The following is a 17,771-nucleotide window of genomic DNA, read 5'->3' as shown; positions in this document are numbered from 1 at the left end:
CCTGCTGCGGTTGCTCTTACTTCCCACCTGGCCACTACTTCCTCTGGAACCTCATGTCCCAGTCTCCAGGTGTCCAGCATCACGGGGAAGCTTCAGGCTCAGCGGGACGAGACCGTTGCCGAGCTCACCACATTCAAGGAACTGCCGTCTCGCGCCTGGCCGCACAGCACGACGAGATCGTCCGTCTACGGGAACAGAACGCAGCCCCCGGCAACGTCCGCCGCCTACCCGCCGCCCGCTCCGGAACGGCTCCGTACGGGTCGTGCAACTGAGCCTGAAGTCTGTAGACGCCTCTAGCGACCGAGGATCTTCTGCAGTGCGGCGATGAGGCTGGCCTGCTCGTCCGGGGTGAGCGGGTCGACGAGTTCCTGCTGCGCGCCGGTCAGCTCGCCATGGATCTGGTCCAGTCGTTCTCGCCCCGTCGCGGTGATCCGGACGAGGTTGCGCCGCGGATCGGCCGGATCGGACCGACGTTCCAGGCAGCGTTGGCCCTCGAGCTCGATGACGCGCTGGGCGACGTCCTTACGGTCCATGTTCAGCCGGCGGCCGATCTCGGCCTGACTGCACGGGCCGAACTCCTCGACGGCGCAAAGGATCGCGTAGTGGTAGCGCCCGGCTCCGACCGAGTCGAAAACTTCGCGTGTGCGTCGACTGGCAGCCGTCGCGATCTGGGTGAGCAGCCAGCTGGGTGTCTCCAGAAGCCGCTGGGGCGGGCTCGTGTCCACAACTCCTCCTTGCGTTGGTGGCACCAACACCCTACTGTGCGTTGGTGCCACCAACCATAGGAGGGTCTGTGACGCACACACCAAGACCGTGGTTCGTTCTCGGGGCCGTGGTGACGGCTCAACTGATGGTCGGCGTCGACGCGACCATCCTGGCGCTGGCGATACCCGGGATGACCGCCGATCTGCAGCTGTCGACCGAGGCGGCCGCGTGGGCCATGGCCGCCTATGTCCTCGCCGCGGGAGCGCTGATGATCGCCGGAGGGCGCATCGCGCAGGCAACTGGTTACGCCCGCATGATGACCCTGGGGCTGGTGACCTTCGGCTTCGCGTCGGCGGTGGGCGGCGCGGCTGATGCCGGCTGGGTTCTGATCGGCGCCCGCCTCACCCAAGGCATCGGTGCAGCGGCAATGACGCCGGCCGCGATGGCACGACTCTCGGCAGCGTTTCCCGATGACGGTCGCGCCAAGGCGTACGGCATCTTCGGGATGATCATGGGCAGCGGAACCGCCATCGGCTTGCTCCTCGGCGGCGTGCTGACCCAGGTCTCGGGGTGGCGGGCCTGCATGTACGTCAACCTCGTGTTCGTCGTGGTCTCGCTGGTCCTCTCCGCATGCGCCAGGGACCGCGTCGAGCCCTCACCTGGGCATGGGCGTGGCTGGTGGCGTGGGATCGTGCTGGGAGTCGGCGTCGCACTGATCGTTCAGGCCCTCACCGTTGTGGACACCCCCGGACAAGCCGCCGCCTTCGCCATCGCCGGCCTCGCGGTGGTCGGACTGTTCGTCGCGACCGACCGGCGTACGGCCGCACCGATGATCCCGGTGGCCCTGTTCCAGAACGCGACGCGGCGGGTCGCCTACTACGGACTCTTCCTCTGGGGCATCGCGACGATCGCAACCTTCGTGGCAGCCAGCGGTTCGCTCCAGCACGAACACCACTTTGCACCGCTGGCCGCGGGGTCGCTGTTCCTGATCTACCCGGCCGCCATCCAGGTCGGGCTGGCGATCACCCGCCGCCTCCACGCCGCCCTGCCCCCGGCCCGGTACATCGGCCTCGGCCTCGCCTTGATCGGTGTCGGGCAAGCCGTCCTAGCGCTGTCTCCGGATGGCGTTACCGCCATCCTCGCGGCCCTGGCGCTGATGGGGCTGGGCACCTCACAGGTCATGCCGAACGCGAACAGCGCCATGAACCAGGACGCCGGACCACATTCAGGAGTCGCCGGAGCTGTCGGCACCACCCTGCAACAACTCGGCGGAAGCCTCGGCCTGGCCATGCCGGTGGCCTTGGCCGCGTGGAGCACACACGCGACCAGCGTCGCCGCCGTCGTCACCGCCCTGCTGCTGCTCAGCGCGTCGCTCCTCGCCCTGCGCCAACCACAGATCACGACCACACCCACTGCAGCGACAGAACCCAGGGAAGTGTCCGCATGAAGATCCTGATCACCGGAGCAACCGGACGCGTCGGCAGCCACCTGGTGAGACAGCTCGCCGAGCACCACCACATCGCCGCTACCGGGCGAACCGTCCATCCGCGCACGCAAGGCCGTGTCACCTGGCATCGAGCCGACCTTGCCGACCCGCAACTGTGGACAGCCCTCCTCGACGACGTCGATGCAGCGTTCCTCTTCCCGGCTTTCGGCCACACCCACCACTTCATCGATGCCGCCACCGAAGTGGGCCTGCAGAAACTCGTTCTCCTGTCTTCCGCCGCAGTCAATGACACCCAAAACAGCTTGATCAAGACCGTTCACGCCGAAGTCGAGGCCCAAGTCGAGGCCAGCGGTATTCCAACAGTGCGGGTGCGGCCCACCGTCTTCATGGCCAACGACCTCGCCTGGCTTCCAGCCATCAGGAGCGGAGCGCCCGTGCCGTTGGCCTACCCGGACGCGTCGATGCCGGCCGTCGCCGAACAAGACATCGCCGCCGTCGCAGCCACCTGCCTCACCCAACATGTCGACCGTGACACCTACGAACTCACCGGGCCACAAAGCCTGACCCAGCTCGAACGACTGGCAGTTCTGACGAAACACACGACAGGAGCACCCGCTTTCTGGACCGACATCACCGACAATGCCGAACGGGACGGGCTGCCGGACATGCCCGGCCCACCCGGCGAGTACCTCCTCAGGAACCTCGCTCGCTCGTCGCACACGCCCGTCCCGCCGACCGAAGACGTTCATGAAGTCCTGGGACGAGCTGCCATCGATTACCGCGTCTGGGCCACGGGGGCAGCGGCATAACCGCTCGACGACGCACGGTAGACCGCAACGCGCCGCTGTCGGTCGAGATCTGCCCAGTGCCCGGTCACGGCGAGGGAGTCCGGCGGCGCGGCCTGCCGCGTTCCCTCGCCGCCCACCCCGATCTCCTCGCGGATGGAAGCGCTGATCAACAAGGGTCCGACCAGCACAACTCCTCCTGCGAACACAGAATCCCCCCTTCGCCTATCGTTCCATCTGACGTAGCACCCCTATTCAGACTTGATCTCAGTCACGCATTCGTACAGAACAAAGGGACACCATGCCTCGCTGCAACGCGACACAACAGAGACTCTCGGCCCTCGCGTAAAGCGACATGACCTGCATGGGACACGGCATCTGCTGACACAACTGCCATGCGCTGCCGGTCGGTCAGACGGGCGTAGAGCGCATCTGCGTCTTGCCGGTGATCCGCTCGGCGCGCTGCCGCCTTGGTAGCGGGACTGTGCGGACGGGCAACGGCTCCTGTCAGCCGTAGCGGGATGCCTCCTCGACGCCGAGGCCCGGGAACCACGCCCTGGTTGGCGAGCGTGGCACGGATGGTGAGGAACCCGCCCGGATCCCGTTCCGCGCTGGTCATAGCGGCAGCATCTGGTGCTGTCCTTTGATCACGGCCAAGGGCTCCACCTGCTGCTGCGGCTGGCGCTGGGCCTGACGGCATGTCACGGGGGTGCTGTGTCACAGTGTTCGAGGCGTGGTCTCACCGTAGGTCGTCGGCAGGCCCGTAGAGCCCGAGAGCCTCGTGCTGCGTCGTCAGACAGCCTGAGCGCGCTCCACTCGCCACGGTGGACCCGGCTTCCGGGCCGCGCCGCCGCCCAGGGCCCGATCTCACCGGGCGACTTCTTCTCGTGCCGTGTAAAGAATCGGCTGCCCGAACGCCTCTCAGCATGTGTACGGCCGCCGCTGCTTCACCGTGAGGCGCTGGGCCGCAGACTGGAGGAGGTCCGGTGGAGTCGACGGGATTTGGAATCGTGGTGCTCTTGGTGGTGCTGTTCGCGCCTGCGCTGAGCAGCCTGCTGAAGAGCATTGCGTTCCGCAACCGCGCGGCGGGCAAGGCAGAGATGATCCGCGCGAAGAGGAAGTCGAACGTCCAGGCAGGCAAGGTTCGCCGGACAGGGAAGCGGGGAGAGCGTGGCTGATCCCGAGATGCCTCGATCGCGGCACGCCGAGGCGTTGGAGGCGCTGGTTCAGGAGCGGTACGCGAGGATGATCCGCTTTGCCCGCAGCAGGCTGCGCAACGGCGGGGTCCCGCAGTCCTCGGCGGACCCCGAGGACGTTGTGCACAACGCCCTCAGAGCCGTACTGGCCGTCACCGAACCCATCGGCAACATGCGCGCCTACGTCTACGCCTGCATGGGCACCGAGATCACCCGAGCGGTGGAGCGCCACGCCATGGGCAGGGGCTACGCCTCGCTCGACGCGGACGTGCGGCTGGCGGACGAGCTGGCGGTCCACCCCGTCGCCGAGGCCGAGTTGCGGCACGCCCGCACCGAGGCCCGGGACGACCTGCCCCTGCAGCAGCGCAAGGTGATGCTGCTGACCTGGGAGCTGGGGATGACCCACGCGGAAGCGGCCCAGGTGCTGCGGATTGCGCCGGGCACGGTGGGTGTCCACGCGCACCGTGCGATTCGCGCGCTGCGTGTGACGCTCGTCTGCCTGGGTACCGCCCTGGTCGCATGGACCAACTGGATCATGACGGCTGGCCGACGGGAGATCATCCCGGCCGCCGGCATCGAGTCGCCGGCTGACGTGGTGACGCTGGGCCTTACCAGCACGGTCGTCGTCCTGATCAGCGTATTGGCGGGCCTGGTGACGTGGACGAGGAGAGACATCGGCCTGCGGTGGGCTCAGCTGCTGCGGGCGCTGCTCAAACCCGCCGAGTCCGCACAAGCAAGCCGCGACGAGACCGGCTCCCCCAGTGCGTCCGCTGAAACAGAGACGCCGGAACCCACCACTGGCTTCCCGTCCTTCCGAGGGGGTGCTGAGCCGCCGCAGTGACGCCCCCTGGGCAGCCGACTCGCACGGCTGCCCAAGGGGCTCCAGGGTCTCCGGCATCCTCGAAGCTCAGTCTCCCCGGATGAGCCGGGGCCCCGGCGGACCTGCAAGATGCGAGGGCAGCTGCCAAGAAGCAGCGTTGGCGCGTCCGGAAGTGCGGCTGGCCGGACGCGCCCACGCTTAATCTGCGCACGTGGGCGGAGGGTTCAGCCGTCACCCGCGCAGCGTGTCAGCGGTGAGTGGCGGTTGTTGTCGCCCCGGATTCCGTCGTCGATGAGTCGGCCGCCGCCAGCTGACGCGTGTGTTGCTCCGGCTCACGTTGGTCCTGCCGAGCCGGGGAGGGCGCTGAGCAGCGGGGTGGGTGCGGGGTTCACGTACCGCGAGCGGCCAAGTGTCGCCGTCGTGGAGTCGGAGGTCCGGGCCGGGCGGCTCCAGCTCGACGAAGCGGCGGGAGCGCGGCCGGACCTGTCGGGAGAGGAACAGGCCGATGCCCGCTGAACCGGCCGCGTAGTCATGGGAGATGCGGGTGAGCCATCTGCCGGGAAACGCTGTTCCGTCCTCTCCCTCGATCCTGAACCACAGCAGGGTCTCGGCGATGTTCGAAGGCGTTGCGGCGGTAACGCTCCTCGTCGGTGAAGGTGTGCAAGCCGAGCATGAACTCGCCGATGCCCGAGAGACCTTCGAACAGGCCTGGGATGAAGGCGTACTTGACGTACGTGTCGTCCGCGACGAGGCGGGGAGTCTGCCGTAGCGCTCGACGCCGAACCCTGACGCTGAAACGGCGGAAGTCAATGGATGCTCCTCGATCCCTAACAGAGCCCTGACGCAAGCGAGTTCGAATCCACAGTTCTTCTGAGGCTGAAGCACTCCACACCGACTGACGGCTGTGGGAGGGTCGTCGTGTGACACGCCTGGCGGACCCGCTCCGCTTCCTCAGCATGCTCGCCGCCTGGGTCGCAACCCCCTGGGCGCTCGCCCCGTACTCGGTGCTGCTCGCCGTACTGTCGGTGATCCTGCTGCTCCTGGTGCTGACCGTCTTCGTCACACCGGGCGACAACGGTATGGAGAGGGAGAAGGTCCTCGTGCCCGTACCGGGGGTGGTGACCATCGGCCTGGTGCTGTTCCAACTGCTCGCGGCTGTCGTCTCCTCCTGGGTGGCCTGGCCGGCATGGGCCGCCGTCGCCGTGACAGCGCTGGCCGTGGCCAGCCTGATCGCCGAACAACCGCGCTGGCGGCGCCTGCGCGCCCTGCCGGGTTGAGGGCTGCGGCGCCCGAGTAGCCGGACTTCCCTCAGCGCAGCGCGACGCGAACGCCTCGAAGCGGTCGCGCGGCGCTGCGGCGGGGAGCCCTGAGCCGAGGTCACCCATCACTGTGAGTGGCGGGTGACAGCATCGAGTTCTTGGCACACCCAGACGTCCGGGAGACAGCGCAAGCAGCCCGCGATCCACAATGATCACCGCCCCCTGGGATTTGGTCGTCCAGAGGGGCTCAGGCTGTGCGGTGGGTTGTCGGACTGAGTTGCGGCGGGTTGCGGTTCGGTCTTGACGACGGTGGTGGGTTTGACCTGGTCAGCCGTGTAATCGCACGCGATGAACCCGGCGACGTCGGCGATCATCCCCGGGATACTGGTCGCCCATGGATGAGGTCGAAGTCGTCGTCGCCCATTCCGAGCGCGCGACCCTGCGCGTCGGCGACGTGTTCCTGAAGGTGGACCCCGATCAGGCGCGCATCGACGTCGAGGTCGAGGCGATGTCCCTCGCGCCGGTCCTGCCCCCCACGGTCCTGTGGCGCAAGCCGCCCGTGCTCGCGATCGCCGCGCTCCCGGGCACGACGCTGGGGCGCCTCGGCGGGCCGTCGACCGGGTCACCGGCGGCGTGGGCCGCGGCGGGCGCCGCCATCCGGAAGCTGCCCGACGCCCCCCTGCCGCCCCGGCCTGGCCGGGCGGAGCGTCGTCGTGCTGGCGGCGGAACCCGACGACGAGTGCGAGTCGCTCGTGACCAATGGCGTCCTGCCCGCCGACCTGGTCACCCGCAACCGCCAGGTTGCCGAGGCCGCGCTCCGGCCGTGGACCCTGGCGTTCACGCACGGCGACCTACAGATCGCGCACGTCTTTGTCGACGGCTGCGAGGTCACCGGCATCATCGACTGGTCCGAGGCGGGCCAGGGTGACGCCCTGTCCGACCTCGCCACCTTCACGCTCGGACACGAGGAGCACCTCGACGACGTCCTCACCGGCTACGGTAGCGATGTCGACCTCGGCGTGATCCACGCGTGGTGGTCTTTGAGGAGCCTGCTGGTGGTTCGCTGGCTGATCGAGCACGGTTTCGACCCGTTCGCGCCGGGTTGTGAGGTCGACGTGCTGAGATCCCGGATGTGAGGCCGCGCGGGCCCGACTGCTGTGAGTGGGCATGCGCCGTTCCATCGCCGACCGCGACTGGCTCACTGTCTTCCAACTGCCGCCCTATGCACTCGACCTCAACCTGGTCGAGGGCATCTGGTCCGTCCTGCGACGCACACCATCGTGGTCAATCGTGCCTTCGCCGACCCCGATGACTTGATCACTGCCGTCCGAGGCGGCCTCCGCTGGCTCCAGTACCGCCACGACGTCCTCGACGGCTGCCTCACCGGCACCGGCACCCGGCACCGGCACGGGCACGGGCACCGGCCTCCGACGCCAGCCACCATGACGACATCACGTATTCAAGGTCAGGTATCCATGGCCGGGTGAACTTGTCGACGGCGGTGACAACCATGGCGGGGCGGGGCGGTAGAGCAGGCACAGTCGGTGCTCCTTAGGTTCCTCGGAGGCCCCCGGCCGACCGGACCCGGGGCCCAGCGGGTCGTCGATCGGCAGGAAGACGGCCGCCCGATCGTCGGGGAACGCGGCCGCTCCATCCTTGAAGTACCGCCGGACCTGTCGCTTCGCCCGCGGCGCACGTCCGTGGTGCGATGGAACCGGGGGTGGAAAGGAGAGCGATCATGCCCGCAGCGAAGCGAACGAGTGTCGCCGCCTCGGTGTCGGTCCGCCCGCTGGTTGAGCCGGACCTGGATCGGGCCGACGAGATCTTCAGGGTCGCCTTCGGGACCTTCCTCGGGGTCCCTGAGCCGGAGACGTTCTTCGGGACCGCCGACTATGTCCGCACCCGCTGGGCGGCAGATCCACACGCGGCCTTCGCAGCGACCGTCGAGGGCGAGGTCGTCGGATCGAACTTCGCCGCCAACTGGGGCAGCGTCGGGTTCTTCGGCCCGCTGACCGTACGTCCGGATCTGTGGGACCAGGGCATCGGCAGGCGCCTCATGGAACCGGTCATGGCCTGCTTCGACACCTGGGAGAACCGCCACCTCGGCCTGTTCACCTTCTCGCACAGTCCCAAGCACCTCGAGGTGTACCGCCGGTACGGCTTCTGGCCCCGATTCCTCACAGCCATCATGAGGAAACAGGTCAACGTCAGTGCCGCAGTCCCCGGCCGAGTGCTGTATGGCGAGCTGACCGCCGCTGAGCGGCCCGAAGCACTGAGCCTGAGTCGCGCACTGACGGGGGCCGTGTACGAGGGCCTGAGTTTGGAGCGCGAGATCACGGCCACACAGGCGCAGGGGATTGGTGACACCATACTCCTTGAGGGCGCCGACTCCGGCCTCGACGGTCTGGCTGTCTGCCACTGCGGAGCGGGGTCGGAGGCCGGTGACGACGTGTGCTTCGTCAAATTCGGCGCCGTACGCCCTGGCCCGAACGCCGCGGACCGGTTCGAACGACTGCTGAATGCGTGCGAGCAGCTGGCCACCGAGAAGGGGCTGGGGCAACTGGACGCCGGAATGAACCTGGCCCGCCAGGATGCCTACCGGCGCATGGTCGACCGCGGTTTCCGTACCTGGCTGCAAGGCGTGACCATGCACAAGCCCAACGAACCTGGCTACAGCCACCCAGACGCCTACGTGATCGACGACTGGCGCTGAGTACACCGCCATACTCGGCTTCGGGGAAGACCCGATGCCGTCAGGAGACGCCTGACACCAGGACTCCACGCTGAACGACCACAAGGAACGGCCCGCCGCTACGGGGGAGAGCGACGGGCCGGACCTCAACGATGACATATCCGTGGCCTGTGCAGGCCGATTTCGTGCCTTTCGTGCCCTGCTGTGCGGGCGAGCCGGGCGCGTGGGGGTCGGTGCGGCTGATCTTCGGTCGGCGGTCTGGCCGGTGGGCCGTCCGCCGCGTGGTGGCCCTGCATCGCTGAGGGTCGTCACGGGAAGTCGGGTCGTGTGGAGGCGGTCGTGGCTGGGTGGGTGATGGGAGTGAAGTGGGCGGGGGTGTGGTCCCGCTGGGCCAGCATCGCCCGATCTGGCGCCGAAGTCCCAGGAACAGTGGAACGAGGTGATGCGCAACGAGGAAGCGCTTCTCAACTACACCCGGGCGCGAGTGACCGCCGCACACGAGGACGAAGTCTTCGTGAAGGTCCTGTTCAACCTGAACGCCCATCTGGTAAAGCGCCCTGTCAACGGGGGTCGAGTTGAACGACTCGGCGAGTGCGTTGTCCGCGCGAGGTCGGCTTCGAACCGGCGGGTCAAGTGGCGGCAGTCCTCGACTGCTACCAGCACCGAACCGAAGCCGTGCAGCCAGGCCGGCCTTGAGATGGCCAGCGGGTCTGGCTGCCACGGTCAGTTCCGGCCAGCCGCTTTCCCAGCGGATCGACCGCCACCAGCGTGTGCGTGTTCTTGTGTCCGTCTATCGGAGTTCAGGGCCGCAGCGATGTGCGCTCACAACACCGAGTTGGTGGTCACTGCTTCCGCTCTCCAGCCGTGAACGGGCCGGTCGCGGGGGCTACGCACTTGTCGACGACGGTCTTCTCGCCGGCTGCCGAACCCTCCAAGCAGAGCCGTCCACCCTTTTCACGCAGGTCGAGGAAGAAGCGCGTGGTCGCACCGGACTGCTTGAGGTCGTGGATGCGCTCGTCGACATAGCCGAGGTCGTTCAGGATCGCCCTGACCTTGGTGGGGCTGGGTTCCACCAGATCCCACAGCGACTGGGCGAGGCGCTCTTCATGGAGGTTGCCCGCGCACCAGTCGCGAGCGTTCAGCTCCACTTCCGGTCCAGCCGTGGGGGCGATGGGCTCGATCGAGTCGCTCGGCGGTGTCTCCACCGAACCGGCCGGCAGTGTCTCCGCCGGACCGGTCGGCGGCGCCTCTGGCGGAGCGCTCGGGGGACATGACTGCGCGATCTTGTCCAGCATCGCCGTGAAGGCCGCGTCGGGCTGGCCTCCGACGGCGTCTGCGGGCTTGGTTTGCTCTCTGCCGGCGTTCGTCTTCTCGGTGCCGCACGCGCCAAGTGTCAGCGCAGCAAGGGCGGTTATCGCGAGGGCGAGGTGCGGGCGGCGCGAGGTGCGGGCGAATGTGCTGGTCAAGGCGGGGATTCGTGTCATGCGCACAGTCTCCGATCAAGCCTCTCCCTGCACCTGAGTACGCATACTCATGTGGGTGGGGGTACTCGCTCAACCTTCGATGAGACGTGACCAAACAGCGCGGTGATGGCGGCGACGTTGCCCGCACCGAGCACCAGAGCCACGGCCGGACGGCCGGGCCTGCCCCGGTACTCGTCCGCCGCGCGGGCCCGTGCCTGCTCCGCGGTCGTGACGGGGCGCATCCACACCTGGGCCGTGAAGCCGTTGAACAGGAGGGCGTCCCAGCCGGTGGCGGGGAACACGTCGACCCGTGTGCGGCCGTCCTCCTCGTGGACGGCCTTGGCGCCGACGGGATCCTTGCCCGCGGCGATCCGCCGCAGCACGTGCAGGTACGCCGCGGTGTTCTGCGCCAGGGCCCACGGTCCGCCGATCCAGTCCTCGGCGGCCCACGGCGAGCCGGACGCGTACCCCTTCGTGCGGGCGCCGGCAGCGGCCAGCCCGGCGGCTCGGGAGACCACGCGCGGCAGCAGGCGCTCCAGGAGCGCGATGCGTTCGGCGAGCGGGGTGGCGGACCAGGACTCGGCGCTGCCGCGTACGTGGGCCACGGTGCGGTCGAGGAAGGAGGTGTCGAGGGCACTGGTGTTCAACGTCGGTCCTCGCGGAAGGTCGGGAGTGGGAGGGGCGAGGGCGGTACCTGTTCCGTGCGTTGCGCGAGGAGCCGGCACAGCGTGCGGTCAGGTCCGGGGGAGGAGCCGGCACCGCGTGCGGTCAGGTTCCGGGGGACAGGCGGCGGGCGTCGCGGTCCGGGTCGATCAAGGTGAGGGCGGCGGCTCCGCTCAGCAGGAGCACGGCGCCGGTGATCAGGACCGCGTGCTGGTAGCCCTGCGCACCGTGGGTGTCCACGAGGTGCCCGATCAGCGTCGGGGCGATGAGACCGGCGGTGGTGACGACGGCGTTCATGATGCCCAGGGCACCGCCGCGGCGATCGGCCGGAGCCGGCTCCGTGACCGTGGTGACGGCGACGCTGCTCATCGCTCCGGCGAGCCCGAATCCCGCGATCAGGAGCACGGCGGTCACGGCGCCGGCCGGAGCCGACGGCAGGGCGAGGCATGCCGCGGCGCCGATGAGCAGGAGTATGCCGCCGACCCCGCCGCGGGCCCACCGGCTCGTGGTCCCGCGGCGCAGCAGCCATCCGGTCAGGCCCCCCTGTCCGAGCACCACGACGCCGCCCAGACCCCAGACCAGCATGAGCACCCGGGTGGCCCCGGCCGTGGTGTATCCCAGCGCGTCGTGGAGGTAGGAGGGGAGCCAGACCAGGGCGAAGGCGATGACCCAGTAGGTGCCGAAATAGGCGGCCGTGGCAGGTACGGGTCGCGAGGATCCGCCGGTACGGCGTCCCGGGCCGGGCGCGAACCCGCCCGGTTCCCGCCTGCGCCCCCTCGGTCCTGCTGTCGCCGGAGCCGATCGGCGGCGTGGTGTCCGACGCGGCCGCGTACGGTCCCTCCCCGCCGAAGGGGATCCACAGCAGGGCCCATACGACACCCACGAGGGCCACCGCGGCGACGGCCGAGCGCCAGCCGTGGTGCTGGATCACCCACGTCAGTACGGGAGCGGCGACCAGAACGCCCAGGGTGATCCCGAGGACGATCAGCGCCCCGGGCAGGTTGCGTCGGTGGTTGGGGAACCACGACAGGGTGGCCTGCTGGGCGACGGGGAAGGAGGGCCCCTCGGCAGCACCGAGGAGAACACGTGAGGTGATGAGGACGGCGAGCCCTTCGCCCACCGCCAGCGGCGCCTGGGAAATGGACCAGAGGACGGCCATGGCGAGAAGCAGCCACTTGGGCCGTTTGCGGTCGGCGAGCAGCCCTACTGCGGCACCGGAGATCGAGAACAGCAGGAAGAAGGCGCTGCTGGCGAGTCCGAAGGCCGACGCCGACAGGCCGAGGTCGTGTCGGATCTCCTCCGCGGCCAGACCGAGCACGGACTTGTCGGCGAAGTTGACTGCCGCCGGGGCCATCCGTGTCGGGCGATCAGCTCGTAGATGCACCGGATCTCAAACGACCGCCCGGCGGGGAACCCGCGCCCGCCCAGCGTACCGTCAACCGCGCCCGAGCCCGGCCACGGGCGCCCGTCGAACGCGGCATGGCACGGCTGAAGCCCTGGCAGATCTTCCGCAGATCCCGCATCAGCCCCAACCGGATGACCGTCATCGTCAAGGCCGTCCTCACCCTGGAGAGACAACGCTGAAAAGGCTCAATGCAGGCCGAGCAGGGCGCGGATCACGCGCTCCGCCGGCCGCTCCCCTTGTCTTATGTCATAGGCGCATGACGATGAGGGCGGTGTCGTCGGTGAGGCCCGCTGGGGGGATGAGCTGGGCCAGGAGGGTGTCGGCGAGGGTGTCGGGATCGGTGGTGTGGTGACGTGCGAGGGTGTCGGCGAGCCGGGCGAGGCCGGTGTCGATGTCTTCGCGGCGGCGCTCGATGAGGCCGTCGGTGTAGAGCACCAGCACACAGCCGTCGGTGAAGGAGGTGACGGCTTGGGGGCGGGAGACGCGTTCGGGACGGGCGCCGAGCGGCGGGTCGGTGGCCTGGTCGAGGAAGGTGACTGTGCCGTCGGGGTGGCACAGCGCGGGCGGGGGGTGGCCGGCGCTGCTGTAGGTGAGCGTGTGGGCGTTCCAGTCGATGAAGACGGAGGCGGCGGTAGTGGACTCGGCTCCGTCGAGGGATCGCGCGTACTGGCCGAGGACCTCGAGGGCCTGGGCGGGACCGCTGGCGACACGAGAAGTGGCGGACAGGGCGCTGCGGAGCTGGCCCATGATGCCGGCCGCGAGGAGTCCGTGGCCGACGACATCGCCGACGGCGACGGCTGTGCGGCCGGTCCTGGGCATGTCGACGAGGTCGTACCAGTCGCCGCAGACGTTCAGGGCGCCGACCGCGGGGCGGTAGCGGACTGCGGCGCGGTGGTGGCCGAGGGGGCTGGGCGCGGGAAGCATTGCCTCCTGGAGGTGGAGGGCGACTTCGCGTTCGCGGGCGTGTGCCTGGCGTAGGCGTTCGTTGACCTCCTGGAGCTCGCGGGCGCGGGTGTAGAGCTCGGCCTCGAGGACCCGGGCGCGGTCACCGATGTCGCGGGCGCCGCGGGCCTTGATGAGTTCGGTGACCTCCTCGACGCGGTGCAATAGCAGGGCCACGGTGCCGTCCGGGGCGAGGACGGGGACGTTGACCGGGCTCCAGTAGCGTTCCTGCCAGATGCCACGACGCTCGGGGTCTTCGACGTCGTAGCGTTGCAGGGCCATGGTGTCGCGTTCCCCCATGGTGGCGACGCGCCGCAGCGAGGTGTAGAGATTGCGCATGCCGTTGGCTCTGAGGTCGTCCGGGTTGTCGGGGAAGACGTCGAACAGGAAGCGGCCGATGAGCTGACCGCGGGTCCGCCCGGACAGGGAGAGATACGCCTCGTTGACGTCCGCAAACACCAGCTCGGGCGTCAGGAGCGCGATGCCGGCGGGCAGGGCCTGGAAGACAGCCTGGTAGTCGATGACGGGTTCGTGCACGGTGCCACCTGCCGCATGCCAGTCGGGTGTGTTCCCACGATGCCAGTCCGGCGGGGATCCGGCCTGCCGCGGCGCGAGGCACGGCCCGTTCGGGGTCTCCCGCGGCGACAGCGCAGAGAGGGCAGCCCCCCCGCTGCCGTCACGCGCCTCGTAACCCATGCCCGCCTCGCACCGCCCCCTGCGCCACGCCCCTCCGTTCCTGCACCGCCGTCGGGGGCTCGCTCGTCGTTCACCGGCGGGCGGGATCGACCACTGCAGCGCGCGGCCGTACGTGAGATCATGGCCGCCGCCCACGGTTACGCCGGTCTGGTCCTGGACACGTCCCGCGTGAACCCCGCCGACTCCGGCCTCCTGACGCTCCTGGGCAGCAGGATCGTGGCCGGCCGACCTCGCGGGCGGCCGCCCGTTCCTTCAGATCCGCCGGTTCCACGGAATCCGGGGAGCTCGTACCCGAGCGCTTCGACCGGATGTGCGACCCGACGTACCCCGCCGCCCTCGCACGGCTGCGGTCAGCCCTTGACGGCGGAACCGGCGACCCTTGGACGCGCCACGCGCTGGAAGAAGGCGACGGCGTCAAAGCGTCGGCGGAAGACCACCGTTCGGCGCCGTTGACGGGCGCCGTCTGAGCAGCCGGTCCATCCGGCCTACGGCCGCTCGCCGGTGTTGCAGCCCTCGTCCTACCGCACGCGCTCGGCAGTCCCTCACTCCGTGGTGCCCTCGTGCCTCTCAGGCGACTTCGGGCCACTCGTAGTCCTGCCAGTCGTCGGGTTCGTCCCGGATGCCTTTCATGAGGCCGGCGAAGGCGTCACCGTCGAACATCAGCGCCGTGAACTGGGGAGGAAGACGCACCTCGTTGATGACTACGGTGGGAGTGCCCGGCCCGTCGGGCTCCTTCGTGCCTCCCGTGCGTTGGTAGGCGTTCTGGGAGGCGGTGACGAAGGCGCGGTACTTCATGGCATGGACCGCGGAGTCGAAGGCCGGGCTTCGCAGTCCGTCGACCTTGCCGGCCAGGTCGAGCAGGTAGGCGTCGGTGAAGCCGTTGACGTCCTCCTCGGGCTGGTGGGCGTAGAGCACCTTGTGGTCATCGGCGAACTTGCCTGCCTCCAGGGCGGCCCGCAGCGCAGGGCGCTGGACGACCGCCTGGCCGACGAGATCCTGCGTCATACACAGGGCACGCGGTAGACGCCCGAACCGTTCTGTACGGCGTTCCCGTGGTGTTTCCACTGCATCTGAAGGACCGGCGCATCAGCGACGAGGCGGACGAGCGAGTGAGAGAGGAGACGGCCCGTCGGCTGAGGAAGTTCGAGCTCCGGTAAGGACCTCGTGTGTGTCCGCTCCGGTGCCATGAAGAAGTTCCGGCCGCGGCCCGGTTCGTGGTGCAGGCGTACCGGTTCGCGCTCGACCCGAACGCCTCGCAGGAGGCCGCGTTGCGGTCGCACTGCGGTGCCGCGCGTGCCGCGTACAACTGGGCTGTCGGCTGGGTGACCTCCTCCTGGTGGCAGCGCCGCGCGGAGGAGACGTACGGCGTCCCCGAGGAGTCGCTGATCAAGTGGCGGCCGTGGTCGCTGCCGTCGCTGCGGAAGGCGTTCAACGAGGCCAACCCGACCCAAGGTTCGCCGCCTGGTGGGAGGAGAACTCCAAGGAGGCGTACTCCAGCGGGCCGGCGAACGCGTCGGCGGCGTTCGACAACTACGCGAAGTCGAAGAACGGAAGGCGCGAGCGCGCCTGGATGGGCGCGCCGCGGTTCAAGGCCAAGCGGAAGGCGCGCCTTGCCTGCCGAATTCGGCGAAGGTGGCCGGGATGTTGAAAGAACATCTTGCCCATGGGGTCAGCCGGGTCGTGGAGGCTGCCCCCGAGGGAGAGTTTGACGCCGCGGGCGACGAGGGAATCGTCGATGTCGCGGGCGTCGGGCACGGAGCGTGCGAGGCGGTTGAGCTTGGGCACCACGAGGGTGTGGCCAGCGCGAATGGACGCGCCTGATCCAGCCCGGGCCGGTTGCGGTGGGTGCCGGTCAGTCTGCGGTCGAGGGAGATCCTTTGTTCGGGGACGCCGGGGCCGAGAAGGATCTCCTTCTGGGCGGTGAGGTCCTGGGCGTCGGTCGAGCAATGGGCGTAGCCCGTGAGGAGTCCGGTCACAATTCCGGAGGGTGCGGATAGCCCCCGCTCACCGTACAGGGCACCGGACACCCCAAGTGAGATGGCGTCAGGGCTGGTCGGATTCCCCGTTCGACCAAGATTGCTTGCGTGCGTTGGGGGTCCCCCTGTCGAACGGCCGGGTGCGGGTGTCCGGTCAGCCTGCCTTGTAGAGCTGGACCTGTTGCTCTGTGTCCGTGAAGCCGAGCGCCCGGTAGAGGCGGATCGCGTGGTAGTCAGGGTCGGCAGCGATGACGAGCGTGTGGACGCCCGGGTCGGCCAGCGCGTGCTCGGCGGCGTGGCGGATGACGGCGGAAGCGAGACCCCGGCGGCGGAAGTCAGGATGGGTCTCGACATTCTGGAACCGCGCCAGTCCCGAGCCGACGGCGAACAAGCCGGCACCGGCACGGAGGCTGCCCTCGACGAAGGCGCCGATCCAGCTTCCGTGACCGGACTCGCACAACTGGCGGTAGCCCGCGACCCGTCGCTCGGCGAAGCGCCGACTGTCGTCGTCCGACCGCTTGTAGCAGGCGCAATCGAACTCAAGGGCTTGATGCCAGTCGTCGTCGCTGGACAGGGCGCGGATGTCAGCTTGAGGGGTTGCGGCAGACGGCACAAGCCTGCTCGCTGTCAACACCGTGCTGAGTTCAGCGGTCACTCCGAGCGCCTCGTGCTCTGCGGTGTCCCCCGCCACGCCGATGACACCGTCCACCCCGAAGGCCCGGTGCTTCGCCTCCGGGAACTCCGCTGCGAACAGTGCCGACCACCCGGCGACGTCACCGGGACGAGGTGGTGCGTCGAAGAGGAGGAAGTTCCCCCAGTGAAAGCCGGGGTTCGCCGGGGTCCGCACCACGACGTGAGTTCCGTGGTCGGTGACCACTGATCCACCCAACTCCAGCAACATCACATCAGTGCGGAACCCGAGCGACACCATCTCCATCCGCCGAGCGTAGCGGGGCTTCCCATTGCGCTTCCAGACGCGCTGCGCTGGCCGGGGTTCGGCGCACAGAGAGGAGCAGGCCGTGCGAGTGGCATATGGCAAACACGGGTACCGCTGGCGGTCTCATCACCGTCGTGTCAGCCGGGCCGCGTCGACGCCGAGGGTGCCCTTTCGGCGTCGCGCCCACGTGAGGCGAAGTCACGGCTGCGGGCTGTTGTTCGGTGCGGCCTGTGTTTCCGACGAACTCCCAACCCAGCGACAGAGCGCTCGGCGGAGTATGCGCGGTGCGCCGACCCTTGCTACGCCAAGGGCCCAGCCCTGAGGGGTGGTGGCCGAAACGCCGAGGGCCTCGAATTTAGGCTCGCCAGTGCGTGCCGCGGCTACGGGCGGGTGAGGACCGGGCGTTATGCGGGGGCGCGGAGGGCGAATTCGAGTGCGGGGTCCGTTGTTGGGCTGCAGCATGAACCTGCCCGGCTTCTCCTCGAAAAGCCAGCCCCGTTCCACCAGCCGTTTCAGCCAGGCCCTCGCTCCCTCGACACGGGAAGCGGAGGCGCTGTCCCAGCCCAGCACCACCGCGGCCCGCCGGGCACCCGACCCCTCTCCTCCCGCCTCCGCAGCAGCGGCATCAACGCCTGGTAGTCCACCGACAACACCTCAGCCCGGACGCGTCGTCCCGGTGAGGCACCGCCCGGCGCGGACGACGTCTCGGTCAACAACGGACCGAAACTTCCGTGCCAGCCGCCACCTCATGCCCGACCAGTGGAAACCACACGTGAGGTTCGGAA

The 17,771-nt window shown here is 68.9% G+C and carries 15 protein-coding genes and 6 pseudogenes; 11 read left to right on the top strand and 10 right to left on the bottom strand.

The window, feature by feature from the left end; all coding sequences use genetic code 11:
- Positions 1-293: 293 nt before the first annotated feature.
- A complete protein-coding gene (locus ABZZ79_RS32640; protein ID WP_356694967.1) occupies positions 294-725 on the bottom strand; it encodes a MarR family winged helix-turn-helix transcriptional regulator in 432 nt (143 codons plus the stop codon).
- A gap of 68 nt (positions 726-793) precedes the next feature.
- Here ABZZ79_RS32640 and ABZZ79_RS32635 point away from each other — a divergent pair, with 68 nt between their 5' ends.
- From ABZZ79_RS32635 to ABZZ79_RS32595, 9 genes and pseudogenes are all read left to right on the top strand, one after another.
- Positions 794-2,152 carry an MFS transporter gene (locus tag ABZZ79_RS32635; RefSeq protein ID WP_356694965.1) on the top strand — a complete coding sequence of 453 codons (1,359 nt, stop codon included), beginning with the start codon at positions 794-796 and terminating at the stop codon, positions 2,150-2,152.
- Positions 2,149-2,961, top strand: coding sequence for an NAD(P)H-binding protein (locus ABZZ79_RS32630; protein WP_356694963.1), 813 nt, complete (start codon positions 2,149-2,151; stop codon positions 2,959-2,961). Before ABZZ79_RS32635 ends, ABZZ79_RS32630 begins: the two co-directional genes overlap by 4 nt.
- 962 nt (positions 2,962-3,923) lie before the next feature.
- On the top strand, positions 3,924-4,115 hold the full coding sequence (locus ABZZ79_RS32625) for a hypothetical protein (RefSeq protein ID WP_356694961.1): 192 nt from the start codon (positions 3,924-3,926) through the stop codon (positions 4,113-4,115).
- Positions 4,108-4,974 (top strand): sigma-70 family RNA polymerase sigma factor, encoded by an 867-nt coding sequence (locus ABZZ79_RS32620; RefSeq protein WP_356694959.1) that lies wholly within the window; start codon positions 4,108-4,110, stop codon positions 4,972-4,974. The genes ABZZ79_RS32625 and ABZZ79_RS32620 overlap by 8 nt, the downstream gene beginning before the upstream one ends.
- 523 nt (positions 4,975-5,497) lie before the next feature.
- On the top strand, positions 5,498-5,722 hold the full coding sequence (locus ABZZ79_RS32615; RefSeq protein WP_356694957.1) for a hypothetical protein: 225 nt from the start codon (positions 5,498-5,500) through the stop codon (positions 5,720-5,722).
- A 151-nt stretch (positions 5,723-5,873) separates the two neighbouring features.
- Complete coding sequence (locus ABZZ79_RS32610; protein ID WP_356694955.1) at positions 5,874-6,230, top strand: hypothetical protein; 357 nt, start codon at positions 5,874-5,876, stop codon at positions 6,228-6,230.
- A gap of 376 nt (positions 6,231-6,606) precedes the next feature.
- Positions 6,607-7,348, top strand: a pseudogene (locus ABZZ79_RS32605) (phosphotransferase).
- A 28-nt stretch (positions 7,349-7,376) separates the two neighbouring features.
- Positions 7,377-7,699 (top strand): annotated as a pseudogene (locus tag ABZZ79_RS32600) (transposase); the annotation flags it as partial.
- 251 nt (positions 7,700-7,950) lie between these two features.
- Positions 7,951-8,925, top strand: coding sequence for a GNAT family N-acetyltransferase (locus tag ABZZ79_RS32595; protein WP_356694953.1), 975 nt, complete (start codon positions 7,951-7,953; stop codon positions 8,923-8,925).
- A gap of 821 nt (positions 8,926-9,746) precedes the next feature.
- Here ABZZ79_RS32595 and ABZZ79_RS32590 read toward each other — a convergent pair.
- The 4 genes and pseudogenes from ABZZ79_RS32590 to ABZZ79_RS32575 form a co-directional block, all read right to left on the bottom strand.
- Positions 9,747-10,388: a hypothetical protein gene (locus tag ABZZ79_RS32590; RefSeq protein ID WP_356694951.1), complete on the bottom strand. Its 642-nt coding sequence runs from the start codon at positions 10,386-10,388 to the stop codon at positions 9,747-9,749.
- A 47-nt stretch (positions 10,389-10,435) separates the two neighbouring features.
- A complete protein-coding gene (locus ABZZ79_RS32585) occupies positions 10,436-11,014 on the bottom strand; it encodes a hypothetical protein (RefSeq protein ID WP_356694949.1) in 579 nt (192 codons plus the stop codon).
- Between the two features lie 121 nt (positions 11,015-11,135).
- Complete coding sequence (locus tag ABZZ79_RS32580; protein ID WP_356694947.1) at positions 11,136-11,909, bottom strand: MFS transporter; 774 nt, start codon at positions 11,907-11,909, stop codon at positions 11,136-11,138.
- A 34-nt stretch (positions 11,910-11,943) separates the two neighbouring features.
- Positions 11,944-12,384 (bottom strand): annotated as a pseudogene (locus ABZZ79_RS32575) (MFS transporter); the annotation flags it as partial.
- Between the two features lie 35 nt (positions 12,385-12,419).
- Here ABZZ79_RS32575 and ABZZ79_RS32570 point away from each other — a divergent pair.
- Positions 12,420-12,614 (top strand): annotated as a pseudogene (locus ABZZ79_RS32570) (transposase family protein); the annotation flags it as partial.
- A gap of 67 nt (positions 12,615-12,681) precedes the next feature.
- On the opposite strand, the gene ABZZ79_RS32565 reads toward ABZZ79_RS32570, so the two are convergent.
- Positions 12,682-13,914 carry a SpoIIE family protein phosphatase gene (locus ABZZ79_RS32565; RefSeq protein ID WP_356694945.1) on the bottom strand — a complete coding sequence of 411 codons (1,233 nt, stop codon included), beginning with the start codon at positions 13,912-13,914 and terminating at the stop codon, positions 12,682-12,684.
- A gap of 726 nt (positions 13,915-14,640) precedes the next feature.
- Positions 14,641-15,078, bottom strand: coding sequence for a hypothetical protein (locus ABZZ79_RS32560; RefSeq protein WP_356694943.1), 438 nt, complete (start codon positions 15,076-15,078; stop codon positions 14,641-14,643).
- Between the two features lie 161 nt (positions 15,079-15,239).
- Here ABZZ79_RS32560 and ABZZ79_RS32555 point away from each other — a divergent pair.
- Positions 15,240-15,344: pseudogene (locus tag ABZZ79_RS32555) on the top strand (hypothetical protein); the annotation flags it as partial.
- 259 nt (positions 15,345-15,603) lie between these two features.
- On the opposite strand, the gene ABZZ79_RS32550 reads toward ABZZ79_RS32555, so the two are convergent.
- From ABZZ79_RS32550 to ABZZ79_RS32540, 3 genes and pseudogenes are all read right to left on the bottom strand, one after another.
- Positions 15,604-15,858, bottom strand: coding sequence for a hypothetical protein (locus tag ABZZ79_RS32550; protein ID WP_356694941.1), 255 nt, complete (start codon positions 15,856-15,858; stop codon positions 15,604-15,606).
- 345 nt (positions 15,859-16,203) lie between these two features.
- A complete protein-coding gene (locus ABZZ79_RS32545; RefSeq protein WP_356694939.1) occupies positions 16,204-16,986 on the bottom strand; it encodes an N-acetyltransferase in 783 nt (260 codons plus the stop codon).
- Positions 16,987-17,448: 462 nt separating this feature from the next.
- A pseudogene (locus tag ABZZ79_RS32540) lies at positions 17,449-17,683 on the bottom strand (hypothetical protein); the annotation flags it as partial.
- Positions 17,684-17,771: the final 88 nt, after the last annotated feature.

The sequence above is a fragment of the Streptomyces sp. NPDC006458 genome (assembly GCF_040612135.1).
Classification (GTDB): Bacteria; Actinomycetota; Actinomycetes; order Streptomycetales; family Streptomycetaceae; genus Streptomyces.
Note: the sequence above shows the minus strand (reverse complement) of the source record. Positions and strands in the feature narration are given on the sequence as shown.